The organism is Blautia sp. AM29-29 (assembly GCF_003480555.1).
Lineage (GTDB): Bacteria > Bacillota > Clostridia > Lachnospirales > Lachnospiraceae > Fusicatenibacter > Fusicatenibacter saccharivorans.
Genome location: NZ_QUJD01000008.1, coordinates 157,725 through 169,268 on the forward strand (window position 1 = coordinate 157,725; position 11,544 = coordinate 169,268).

Annotated in this window: 9 protein-coding genes and 2 pseudogenes; 10 read left to right on the forward strand and 1 reads right to left on the reverse strand. The window is 40.2% G+C overall.

The window, feature by feature from the left end; all coding sequences use genetic code 11:
- Positions 1–4 precede the first annotated feature (4 nt).
- From DW769_RS07845 to DW769_RS07860, 5 genes and pseudogenes are all read left to right on the forward strand, one after another.
- Positions 5–721 (forward strand): ParM/StbA family protein, encoded by a 717-nt coding sequence (locus DW769_RS07845; protein WP_243105433.1) that lies wholly within the window; start codon positions 5–7, stop codon positions 719–721.
- Positions 722–996: 275 nt separating this feature from the next.
- Positions 997–1,698 (forward strand): annotated as a pseudogene (locus DW769_RS07850) (ATP-binding protein); the annotation flags it as partial.
- A gap of 9 nt (positions 1,699–1,707) precedes the next feature.
- Positions 1,708–2,876, forward strand: a pseudogene (locus DW769_RS07855) (hypothetical protein).
- A 20-nt stretch (positions 2,877–2,896) separates the two neighbouring features.
- The gene (locus tag DW769_RS17035; protein ID WP_274422184.1) at positions 2,897–3,025 is read left to right on the forward strand and encodes a hypothetical protein; all 129 of its coding nucleotides are present in this window, start codon (positions 2,897–2,899) and stop codon (positions 3,023–3,025) included.
- A 391-nt stretch (positions 3,026–3,416) separates the two neighbouring features.
- Positions 3,417–3,872: an Hsp20/alpha crystallin family protein gene (locus DW769_RS07860; RefSeq protein WP_118750212.1), complete on the forward strand. Its 456-nt coding sequence runs from the start codon at positions 3,417–3,419 to the stop codon at positions 3,870–3,872.
- A 75-nt stretch (positions 3,873–3,947) separates the two neighbouring features.
- On the opposite strand, the gene DW769_RS07865 is transcribed toward DW769_RS07860, so the two are convergent.
- On the reverse strand, positions 3,948–4,976 hold the full coding sequence (locus DW769_RS07865) for a LacI family DNA-binding transcriptional regulator (RefSeq protein WP_118697278.1): 1,029 nt from the start codon (positions 4,974–4,976) through the stop codon (positions 3,948–3,950).
- Between the two features lie 222 nt (positions 4,977–5,198).
- Between DW769_RS07865 and DW769_RS07870 the strand changes: the two genes are divergently transcribed.
- The 5 genes from DW769_RS07870 (at position 5,199) to DW769_RS07890 (ending at position 11,353) form a co-directional block, all read left to right on the forward strand.
- Entirely contained in the window at positions 5,199–6,137 is a 939-nt protein-coding gene (locus tag DW769_RS07870; protein WP_118750213.1) for an ABC transporter permease, read from the forward strand.
- A gap of 16 nt (positions 6,138–6,153) precedes the next feature.
- Positions 6,154–7,047, forward strand: a complete 894-nt coding sequence (locus tag DW769_RS07875) for a carbohydrate ABC transporter permease (protein WP_118697337.1) — start codon at positions 6,154–6,156, stop codon at positions 7,045–7,047.
- A gap of 21 nt (positions 7,048–7,068) precedes the next feature.
- Positions 7,069–8,748, forward strand: coding sequence for an ABC transporter substrate-binding protein (locus tag DW769_RS07880; RefSeq protein ID WP_118750214.1), 1,680 nt, complete (start codon positions 7,069–7,071; stop codon positions 8,746–8,748).
- Positions 8,749–8,773: 25 nt separating this feature from the next.
- The gene (locus DW769_RS07885; protein ID WP_118697281.1) at positions 8,774–10,258 is read left to right on the forward strand and encodes a glycoside hydrolase family 32 protein; all 1,485 of its coding nucleotides are present in this window, start codon (positions 8,774–8,776) and stop codon (positions 10,256–10,258) included.
- A gap of 135 nt (positions 10,259–10,393) precedes the next feature.
- On the forward strand, positions 10,394–11,353 hold the full coding sequence (locus DW769_RS07890; RefSeq protein ID WP_118697282.1) for a carbohydrate kinase family protein: 960 nt from the start codon (positions 10,394–10,396) through the stop codon (positions 11,351–11,353).
- Positions 11,354–11,544 lie beyond the last annotated feature (191 nt).

Here is an 11,544-nt window from a genome sequence, read left to right on the forward strand (position 1 = left end):
TTATGTGCTGACACTGGCGGCTATCGCAAGGGAACTGGATGGGAAATGTATGAACCGGGCAACGGTACATATCGCTGCCGGACTTCCCCTTACCTGGGTAGCTACACAGAAAGAAGACTTTCAGAAATATCTTCTCCAGAATGAATGTGTAGATTTTACATTCCGTAATAAAGAGTATCATGTGGAGTTTGCAGGTGCTGATATTTACCCACAGGGATTTGCAGCAGCCTTTTACCGCTTACAGGATTTCAAAGGAATCAACATGCTTGTGGATATTGGAAACGGAACTATGAACATCATGTATATCAACAATTCCCGTCCATTAGAGAAGAAATGCTTTACAGAGAAATATGGAACACATCAGTGTGTGCTTGCTGTAAGGGAATCCCTGCTGAAAGAACTGGGAACAGTAGTGGACGATCTAGTGATTGAGCAGGTGATCCGTATCGGTACAGCAGATATTGGTGAGAAATATCTGACAGTGATTCGTAAAACTGCCGGAGATTATACGAAAGAAATCTTTCATAAGCTGAGGGAACGGGAATACAATCCAGAACTGATGCGTCTGTATGTAGTGGGCGGTGGCGGTTGTATGATACAGAACTTCGGAGAATATGACAAGAACCGAGTGACGATTGTACGGGACATCTGTGCCACAGCGAAAGGTTATGAAGCAATGACCGTAAGGAAGATCCAGAGAAACGGAGGGATGCTTGGATGAGAAAAGAACGGAAAATCATCAATACCAATATCCGTTTGAACCTTTGTGATGAACAGGACAGGCAGGCATGGGAATATTTGCAGACGATGGACAGGGAAAAATATAAATCGTACACCAGAGCAGTTGTAGTTGCTTTAAACGATTATTTTTCCAGAGAGTACAGGAATGAAGCAGATCCGTATCTGGAAACCAGAGAAAAGGAAGATGCTTTTCAGGAAAGGGTGGAAACAGCTATCCGGGATGGAGTAAAAGAATCCGTTCCGATGGCTATGGCGAAGAACCTGAGAAATATTCATCTGGGTGCTACAATTGTGGGAATTTATCGCCAGGATGTTTATGAGATTCCACCGGATGCCATTCGTGAGTTGATTATAAATGCTATGGTACATCGTAGTTATCTGGATCATGGTACGATACAGGTAGCGGTATATGACAACCGATTGGAAATTACTTCTCCAGGAAAGCTGCCAATGGGACAAACGATGGAGCGTATGAAAGAAGGCTATTCCAAAATCAGAAATGAAGCCCTTGCCCATGCGTTTGCCTATATGAACCTGATTGAGCATTGGGGAAGCGGCATCCCGAGAATTATTGATAAAGTAAAAGCTGCCGGATTGCGGGAGCTGGAGTTTATTGGTGGCGAAGTTGATTTGCGTATTAATATTTATCGAGGTCAGGTTGATACCAATAACGCCATAATTAACGCCAATGGCACTAAAAATGGCGCTAATGGCGTTAAATGTGGCTCCGATAATGGCACTAATGGCGCTGAAGTGCCGCTTAATAAGGAACAGACGCAGATAGAAAAATTGTTGCAGATTATAGAGAAGAATCCGTCTGCAACACAGGCCTATTATGCAGAAAAAATGGGTATATCGAAAAGAACGGTTTCTCGAATGTTCGCTTCTTTACAGGAAAAAGGTAGATTGGTACAGAGCGGAACAAAACGAAAAGCAAATTGGAAAATTATAAGGTAGGAGGACAGCATGGATACAGATAAAATAATACAAGATTTAAATCGCAGGTTTGCTGCACCTCTTCCTGAGTTTTATCAGCGTCGTATCATTTTCTGGTACGATGAAGATAAGGAATTTGAGGATAAATTGGATGAAGTGGTTTTAGAAAATGCAAAGGTGATTGCACTGACTGGAAATAATGCGTTTTCTGTAAAAAACTGCTTTCAGTAGATGATTTGAGCACAAATTATCTGGTTTACAGTCCGTGTGTCTATAACCGCCCTGATGATAACTGGCTTCTGGATGTGGAGCTTTACAGCGAAGAGTTTCGGGCGGATCTGATTTCTATCTGGATGGATGAGATGGGACTTATATCAAATCCAGCAATGAGGAAACAGGTTAAGAATTATCGTGCTTATTTCAATGCGAAAGACCGTCGTTTGAAAGCTAGCACGCAGAATAAAGTTCCGGAAACACCGGCACAGTTACACATGGCTGTCATGGCGGCAATCTGTGGATTGAAAGATGCACAGCCTAATATGATTCTCCGTAGTGTGTTCCAGGCGGGACTGGATTTGAATAATAATACGGTTTATCAGGATTTTGTAAAATATCATGCAGACGCAGCATTTTGGGCGATGGTTCGTCAGGGATGCGGATTTGTGGAGGAAGAACCAGATCTTGGGCGGTTGGCAATTCATCTGCTTTTAACCGCGGCGACCCGTACCATGCGGCAGGAATATCTTGCCGGACTGGACGGTTTTATTTCTGAATGGCTTCATAGTGACAACATTCCGCAATTATATGATGTGGCACGTTATGTTGAGGATGAAGCTCGTCTGTATCAGCGTTTTGAAAAGCTGACAGTAGAAGATTTGGTAGGAACAGAGTGCTTTCCGTGTATTAACGAAGTAATTCTGACAAAGCTAATGACAGAGATTAGTGACCATCAGGTTTACTTTACAGATGAGGACGGCAAGCAGATTAGTGATATTCAGAAGATTATTGCAGATAAGACCAGTGATAACGGTGCAGAAAGAACTTTCCGTTGTCAGTTTAATCTAAAATCTCTAAAATACAGCAATACAGCTACTTATTATCTGGTAATTGCAGATGAACAGGGATTACAGATGCCACAGCGGGAGCCATTTCAGATTGACATCGCCTTTGCGGTGGACGAGTTTGATTTTTTTAGTTAATGCCGCAGGAGGAGAGAAAGATGGAGCAATTTGCAGAGGGTGAAAGTACCCATGAAGAAATAAAGAACAAGCTCCGTCAGAACTTTGACGGTAAGATTGTTCGGAAAGACCTGACAAAGAAAATTAAAGAAGTCTCACGTGGAAAATGAGATGTCTAAAATGAATCTGCCGGAAACCGTACCTGCTGTGGTATAAACCATAAGTCGTTGTCGTAAAATGTGGTAAGAAAATTAGACGAATATATTTTTCCAAAGATTTGTCGTAAAAATGTGGTCAAATCAAGAAAATAGAGTGCGAAAGCAAGTGAAAAATCCCTGTGAAGCCCGTAAAATCAAGGCTTCACAAATTTTTCACAGAATAATTGGCACTCGCCTCTTGATAGTGCTAATAATAAGTGTTCTATTACAACTAGAACAAAGGAAGAGGGATATGAGATAAAAAGATTGAAAGAAAATCTTTTGAATATCCTTCATACCAACCGAGTTCAGAACTTAAAACTTATTTCAAGATAGATCATAAAAGAAAAGGGAGAGATGACTTATGTTAATGCCTAGTATTTTTGGAGAAAACTTATTTGATGATGACTGGATGGACTTCCCGTTTAAAGATGAGTTCTGGGGCAAGAAGAATCCGCTTTATGGTAAACATGCGCAGAACATGATGAAAACGGATATCCGTGAAACTGATGGCAGTTATGAACTGGATGTGGATCTTCCGGGATTTAAGAAAGACGAGATTAAGGTTCAGCTGAAGGATGGTTATCTGACACTGTCAGCAGCCAAAGGTCTTGATAAAGATGAACAGGATAAGAAGGGCAACTACATCAGACGTGAACGTTATGCTGGTACTTTAAGCAGAAGCTTCTATGTTGGTGATGCAGTCAGTGAAGAAGATATCCATGCGAAATATGAAGACGGTATTCTGAAACTTTCTGTTCCGAAGAAAGCACCGAAAGCCGTTGAAGAAAAAGATGGTTACATCGCAATCGAAGGTTAACTTCCATTGCTTATTCTCCCCCCATATATAGCCGGGATCGGAAAGGATCCCGGCCTTTTTTACATGAGAAATAAATTATTCTGTTGTATTGCGGCGAATTAATATAGGTGTAATCTGTTTATGGATGGGTTCACCCAATGGTTTGGGAACACGCTTTTTCTGTTCCTCCATCTGCTGGACCAGAAGATCCATGGCAGTTTTTGCAATCACATCGATCTGCTGTCCGATGGTTGTGATCGGAAGGATTGCCTCGCTGGCAATCGGAGAATTGTCAAATCCAACAATCTCGTAAGTGGAAGGAAATGTCCCGTATTTTTGGAAAATTAAATTAAGAAACATATTAGCATAGGTATCGTTCGCAAGAAAGATACCTTTTTTTTGATCGGGGTATTTTGATTCTATCTTATTGAAAATCTCTCGGATTACATCCAAAAGCTCATGATAAGAAGCACCTTTTACACTCAAATCTATATCATATGGCACATGATATTCTTCACAAGTTGCCTGAAAGGCCCAGATTCGGTCATAAGCCGGGGCGGATTTATTCACATTGACATTTATGTGAATTAATATATCACATTTATCTCGAATCAACAGAGAAGTAGCCTGAAGTGCTCCCATATAGTTGTCAGTATTGACGCTGCTGATATGTTCTGCTTCGCGTTCAATTGCGATGACAGGAATCTGGTAGGAAGCGAGTTTCTCAGATGGAAGAGTGTGACTTAAAACAATCAGTCCTTCAATCTGATAAGACAGAAGTTCTTCAATATACTGTTGTTCTTCTTCTGCGCCATGTTCGCTGACGAAAACAAGAAACTTATAATGATAATCACGGTAGCTGGAAAGGAATTGTGTCAGCATCTCAGAATAATAGTGCAGGTAAAGATTCGGAACAATGATTCCAATAAATTCACTTTTTCCATTTGCCAGAACTTTTGCCAGCTTATTCTTTTTATATCCAAGTGTGTCAAGAGCTTGTGAAATCTTTTCCTGGTTTTCCAAGGTAAGAGAATCAGGATGATTGAAGTATCTTGATATTGTAGTTTTTGAAAAATTGGTGTATTCCGCAATATCTGCAAAAGTTACCTGTTTCTTTTTACTCATAAAAGTTGAATCTCCTTCAATATGATGGCTGACGGTTAATAATATTTTTCAGTATAGCAATTTTGATGGAAAAACGCAACGATAAAATAACTGATTACGTAACCGGTTATTTTAGTATACAAAAGTGTTGACAGAAAGAAATGGATATAGTAATATCAAATCATAAAATAACCGGTTACGTAACCGGTTCTCATAAAATCAATGGAATGGAGGAAGAAGTGCATGAAAAGAATGCAAAATCAAGCAAAGTCCGTAAGCAAGCGAACGTGGAGAGAAAAGATGACTTATGTGAAGAAAAACTGGCAGTTATATCTTTTTTTCCTGATGCCAGGACTTTTACTGACAATTATTTTTAAGTATCTCCCGATGGGAGGTCTTCTGATTGCTTTTGAAGATTACAATGTAATAAAAGGAGTTCTTGGTAGTCCCTGGGTAGGGCTTGAGCATTTCAGACGATTCTTATCTTCACCAGATTTTATGAACTATCTGATGAATACGTTGAAATTGAGTATCTATGGATTACTGTGGGGATTTCCGGTTCCAATCATTCTTGCATTGCTTCTGAATCGTATTCGTAAGACCGGAATTAAGAAGAAAGTGCAGCTTTTGATCTATATGCCAAACTTTATTTCAGTCATCGTGCTTTGTGGTATGGTTCGTATGCTTTTATCTCCTGTAGGCCCACTGAATAAAGTATTAGGAATCAGTACAAACTGGATGACAATGCCTTCTGCATTCCGGACAATTTACATTGCAAGTGGAATCTGGCAGACCGCAGGATGGGCATCTATCATGTACACAGCAGCACTGGCGAATGCCAGCAAGGAGCTGGAAGAAGCAGCCCTCATGGATGGAGCGAATCTTCTGCAGCAGATCTGGTATGTAGAATTGCCGGCAATTAAGAATATCATTGTAATTCAGTTTATTTTGCAGGCTGGAAATATCATGAGTATTGGTTTCGAAAAAGCTTATGCTTTACAGACAGATATGAACCTTCCGGCATCAGAAATCCTGTCTACATATGTATACCGTATTGGACTTCTGAATGGAGACTATGGATATTCGACAGCGGTAGGTCTTTTCAATTCAGTTGTAAATGTTATCTTGCTGATCTTTGTGAACTGGGTTGTTAAGAAACTGAATGATGGAGAAGGATTATAGAAAAGAGGGAGAAGAGATGGAGAAAAAAAAGAGAAAATATTCAAGGACAGACAAAGTAATCCTTGGAATCGGATTTACTATTCTTGGTTTATTCGTCCTTTCTATAGCGATACCGATTATTTATGTAGTACTCGCATCCTTTATGGATCCTACTGTTTTGAATAACCAGGGATTGAGTTTTAACACCAAGGACTGGACATTAGACGCATATCGAAGAGTATTAGAGAACGAAATGATCTGGCGTGGATTTTTGAATTCCTTCCTGTATTCACTTGCATTTGCAGTAATTTCTGTTTTTGTGACATTACTGGCTGCGTATCCACTGTCAAAGAAGGAATTTGTAGGAAGAGACTTTTTCAATGTTATTTTCCTGATCACAATGTTCTTTGGTGGTGGAATGATTCCTACATTTATCCTGATCAATCAGCTGCACATGGTTAATACAGTGTGGGCAATCCTGATTCCAGGAGCATTTAATGTATGGAATATGATTCTTGCCAGAACTTATTATCAGTCAATCCCGACAGAATTAAGAGAAGCATCTGCGATTGACGGTGCAAATGAGATCCAGCATTTCTTTAAAATCATGCTTCCGGTATGTAAGCCAATCATCGCAGTACTGGCACTCTGGTCTTTTGTTGGAATGTGGAACAGTTATTTCGATGCAATGATTTATCTGAATGATGCAAATCTTCAGCCATTACAGCTGGTACTCCGTTCCATCCTGGTACAGAATACACCACAGCCTGGAATGATCGCTGATATTCAGAGTACAGCAGAAATGGCAAAAGTAGCAGAACAGCTGAAATATGCAACGATCGTAGTATCAAGTTTACCACTGTTAGTAATGTACCCATTCTTCCAGAAATACTTTGATGAAGGAATTATGGTCGGATCGGTAAAAGGCTAATAAGAAAGGAACGATACAGATATGAAGAAAAGAAAAGTAAATGCATTGCTTGCAATTGTACTGTCCCTGACGATGATGGTGGGAGTTGCAGGATGTGGAAAAAAGCAGCAGCTTGAGGCTGAAATTGATCCGGGTACACCTGTATCGGAGGTGCAGTTTCCATTAAAGGAAACTGCAGAGCTTTCCTTTATTACAAGTGCACCGGCTACATCAACACAGGATCCGAATGAACGAGTAATTTTTCAGCGAATGGAAGAGCAGACCAATGTTCATATTGACTGGACTTGTTTTGTATCGGATCAGTTCTCTGATAAGAAGAATCTGGCGCTTGCACAATTTGGAAATCTGCCAGATGGATTATTCAATGCCGGAATGAGTGATTATGATCTGCTGCGTTATGCAAAACAGGGGATTATCATTCCGCTGGAAAATCTGATAGATAAATATATGCCGAATTTACAGGCAGTGTTTGAAAAATATCCAGAATACAGGACAATGTGCACCGCACCAGATGGACATATTTATTCCTTCCCATGGATTGAACAGCTTGGTTCTGGGAAAGAAGCCATTCAGGCAATCGGAGATATTCCGTATATTAATAAAAAATGGTTGGATTATCTAGGACTCGAGATTCCGACAACAACAGATGAACTGGAACAGGTATTGATTCAATTCCGTGATCATGCAGATGAGCTTGAAAAAGAATTTTCGATTGAAGGTGCTGTGATTCCAATGTCATTTATCATCAATAATGGTGACCAGGATCCGGCAATTCTGCTCAATGGATTTGGAGAAGGCTATGGAGATACAGGAGATCATTTCGCTGTAACGGACGAAGGAAAAGTTATTTATACAACCGTTCAGGAAGGATACAAAGAAGGAATTGAGTGGTTACATAAACTTGTAACAGAGGATCTGGTCGACCCGGAAGCATTTACACAAGAGTGGTCTACTTATGTCGCCAAAGGAAAGAATCACCGCTATGGTCTCTGCTTTACATGGGATATCGCCAATATTGATAATAATGAAGATTATGTTATGCTGCCGGCTCTGACAGGACCAGATGGTATGCGGAACATTACAAGACAGAATAACAGTGAAACAAGTGGATATGATCGTGGAAGATGTGTTCTTACATCCAGCTGCCGTAACACAGCACTTGCTGCTGCATGGATCGATCAGATGTATGCACCACTTCAGTCACCGCAGAATAACTGGGGAACTTATGGAGAGAAGGATTCCTTTAACATTTTTGAACTGTCTACCAATAAAGATGGTGGAGAAATGCTGAAACACATGGATCTGGGGGATCAGTCTCCGGTAGAAGTACGTGAAGCACAATCTGTAAATGGTCCTCTTGCAGTTCTGAATGAATATTATGACGTCTATGTAACACAGCCAGAGGATGCAAAATGGCGTCTGGACAATATGCATGAAACTTATTTACAGGATATGAACAGTAAATATGTTTATCCAAACGTATTCATGAGCATTGATGATACCAATAAAGTATCTCAGTATGATACAGATATCAAAAAATATGCAGAACAGAAGAAAGCAGACTGGATCCTGAATGGCGGAATTGAAAAAGAGTGGGATTCTTATCTGAAGAAAATGGAACAGTATGGACTTTCTGATTATATTTCAATTAAACAGAAATACTTTGATGAGTATCAGAAGTCGTTGAGTGAAGAAAAATAACGATACAAACAACAGGAGAATTTTCATGAGTGAGATGTTAGAAAAGGCTAGAAAATATGAAGCTGAACAGGGGCTGCAGATAAAAGCAGAGGATCGACCGGCTTTTCATGTGAGTCCATATGTTGGATGGATGAATGATCCAAATGGTTTTTCCTGCTATCAGGGAGAGTATCATTTGTTTTACCAGTATAATCCATATGATACACATTGGAACAGTATGCACTGGGGCCATGTGGTAAGTAAAGATCTGCTTCACTGGGAATATCTTCCGGCAGCTCTGGCACCGGATGAAGATTATGATAAGATAGGATGTTTTTCAGGAAGTGCAATAGAACTGGACGACGGCAGACAGCTGCTGATTTATACTGCTGTAGATCAGGAGACGCTTGAAGATGGAACGGCAAGGGATATTCAGACACAGGCAGTGGCTGTTGGAGATGGAAAAAATTATAAGAAATATGAAAAGAATCCGGTTCTGACAGCTAAAGACTTGCCGGAAGGTGCAAGTAAAGTGGATTTCCGGGATCCAAAGATCTGGAAAGAAAAAGATGGGTACTTCTATTGTGTGATCGGAAGCCGTCCGGCAGATGGAAGTGGACAGATTCTTCTTTATAAAAGTGCAGATGGATTTGAATGGGAATTTGTCAGTGTACTGGCAGAAAATAAAAAACGTTATGGAAAGATGTGGGAGTGTCCGGACTTTTTCGAATTAGATGGAAAACATGTTCTTCTGACAAGTCCACAGGACATGTTGCCGGAAGGACTGGAGTTCCATAATGGAAATGGGACCTTATGTATCATCGGAGAGATGGATCCGGAGACACATACCTTAAAAGAAGAGACAGTACAAAGCGTCGATTATGGAATGGATTATTATGCAATGCAGACTTTGCTTGCACCGGATGGCCGTAGAATTATGATTGCCTGGATGCAGAACTGGGATACGACTGCTCATCGTTGTAATGACTCAAAATGGTTTGCGCAAATGAGTCTGCCGAGAGAAGTGTCTGTCAAAAACGGAAGACTTTATCAGACTCCGATCAAAGAACTCGATGCAATGCGTAAAGACAGAGTTGAGTACAACGATGTAGTAATAGATAATGATGCGATCACATTAGACAAAATCGAAGGACGAACTATAGATATGGAACTTGTGATACGTCCGGAAGATAAAGAAAATGTGTATAAGAAATTTGTATTACGTTTTGCACAAAATGAGAAGTTTTATACAGAATTAAGTTTCCGCCCGGATGAGTCTGTCCTGAAAATTGACAGAAAATTTTCAGGAACCGAACGAGCATTAGTTCATCAGAGAAGGTGTCTGGTAAATGGCGATGCCAATGAATTAAAGCTTCGTGTGATCTTGGATAGATTCAGTGCTGAAATATTTATTAATGACGGTGAGCAGGTTATGTCTGCTGTTATATTTACAGAACAAGAGGCAAAAGGAATTTCATTCTTTGCTGAAGGTGCAGCTAAAATCGATATAGTGAAATACAATCTGGTTTAGGACAAAAATTATATTGAAATTGAAGATGCATGGATAATGATAGGGGATTCCTGAAACGGGAATCCCTTTTGCATATAGGAGCATAGTATCAATGATAGAAGAAATGTCGTTTTTTGCGGCAGAATGGAGAATATGATGAAAAAATATGATGTAGTGGCACTTGGAGAATTGTTAATTGATTTTACAGAAAATGGAAAAAGTAATCAGGGAAACCCACTTTTTGAGGCAAATCCAGGAGGCGCACCCTGCAATGTACTTGCAATGCTGACGAAACTAGGACATAAGACGGCATTCATCGGAAAAGTAGGTGAAGACTTTTTCGGAGAACAGCTGAGAGATGTGATAACAGAAGTAGGGATTGATGCAAAAGGATTATGTACAGACAAGGAAATCCATACAACACTGGCAATGGTGCATACTTATCCGGATGGAGACAGAGATTTCTCATTTTATCGAAATCCGGGAGCAGACATGATGTTGAATAAAACGGAAGTTCAGGCAGAACTTATTAAAGAAACAAAAATCTTCCATTTCGGAACATTGTCTATGACACATGAAGGAGTACGTGAAGCAACAAAAGAAGCAATCCGTATTGCAGAAGAGTCTGGTGCAGTTATTTCTTTTGATCCGAACTTACGTCCACCTCTTTGGAATTCTTTGGATGAGGCAAAGGAACAGGTATTATATGGATTAGCACACTGTCATATTCTGAAAATTTCAGATAATGAGATTCAGTGGCTGACAGGTGAAGAAGATTATACTGCCGGGGTAAACTGGATCAGAGAAAGATATCAGATTCAGTTGATTCTTGTATCTATGGGGAAAGAAGGAAGTCGTGCATACTATAACGGAACGATGGTAGAAGTAAAACCGTTCCTTCAGAAAAATACAATTGAGACAACAGGAGCAGGAGATACATTCTGTGGTTGTGTATTACATTATATTTGTGAACACGGAATGGAAGGTTTAGATGAAAATAAACTAAAGGAAATGTTGACTTTTGCAAATGCAGCAGCATCTGTGATCACAACAAGAAAAGGAGCATTGCGTGTAATGCCGACGAGGGATGAAATTCAGAAAACATGTGAAATGTGAAGATGACATTCTGAAACTTTCTGTTCCGAAGAAAGCACCGAAAGTCGTTGAAGAAAAAGATGGTTATATCGCAATTGAAGGTTAACTTCCATTGCTTATTCTCCCCATATATAGCCGGGATCCGAAAGGATCCCGGCCTTTTTGGTTTGCGCGCCATGGGCGCGCTCTAATGGGTGAAAGTCCCGAACACG

Excerpts from the sequence above, each read along its gene's own strand:
- DW769_RS07880 (WP_118750214.1), top strand. The coding sequence starts at position 7,069 with ATGAAGAAAAGAAAAGTAAATGCATTGCTTGCAATTGTACTGTCCCTG.
- DW769_RS07875 (WP_118697337.1), top strand. The coding sequence starts at position 6,154 with ATGGAGAAAAAAAAGAGAAAATATTCAAGGACAGACAAAGTAATCCTT.
- DW769_RS17035 (WP_274422184.1), top strand. The coding sequence starts at position 2,897 with ATGGAGCAATTTGCAGAGGGTGAAAGTACCCATGAAGAAATAAAGAAC.
- DW769_RS07870 (WP_118750213.1), top strand. The coding sequence starts at position 5,199 with ATGAAAAGAATGCAAAATCAAGCAAAGTCCGTAAGCAAGCGAACGTGG.
- DW769_RS07860 (WP_118750212.1), top strand. The coding sequence starts at position 3,417 with ATGTTAATGCCTAGTATTTTTGGAGAAAACTTATTTGATGATGACTGG.
- DW769_RS07865 (WP_118697278.1), bottom strand. The coding sequence starts at position 4,976 with ATGAGTAAAAAGAAACAGGTAACTTTTGCAGATATTGCGGAATACACC.
- DW769_RS07885 (WP_118697281.1), top strand. The coding sequence starts at position 8,774 with ATGAGTGAGATGTTAGAAAAGGCTAGAAAATATGAAGCTGAACAGGGG.
- DW769_RS07890 (WP_118697282.1), top strand. The coding sequence starts at position 10,394 with ATGAAAAAATATGATGTAGTGGCACTTGGAGAATTGTTAATTGATTTT.